This window comes from Acinetobacter geminorum, from assembly GCF_013009345.1.
Taxonomy (GTDB): domain Bacteria; phylum Pseudomonadota; class Gammaproteobacteria; order Pseudomonadales; family Moraxellaceae; genus Acinetobacter; species Acinetobacter geminorum.
Genome location: NZ_JABELE010000082.1, coordinates 1 through 233, shown reverse-complemented (window position 1 = coordinate 233; position 233 = coordinate 1). Strand labels below are relative to the sequence as shown.

At 42.1% G+C, this 233-nt stretch carries 1 protein-coding gene; it reads right to left on the bottom strand.

From position 1 onward, the window contains the following. A partial coding sequence (gpJ, locus tag HJG58_RS18790; protein WP_170249818.1) for a TipJ family phage tail tip protein occupies positions 1-233 on the bottom strand: 233 nt, incomplete at both ends.

Below are 233 nucleotides of genomic sequence, written 5' to 3'. Positions count from 1 at the left end.
ACAAGCCAGCCAGAGTCTGCACGAGGCAAATCAATCCGATGAGCACGTTCATAATTTGCAGATGTTTTATCTGAAATTTTGGTTTTTAGTACTTCAGTCCAGACACCACCATCAATCTGTAAATCAATTGCGTATTCGATTGTTACGCCTGATACGTCACCATTTGTAGCGTTCTGAGTACGTAAAGGTCCCCATTTTAAGCGCAGACGAACTGCGTCAAGATCAAGATTACT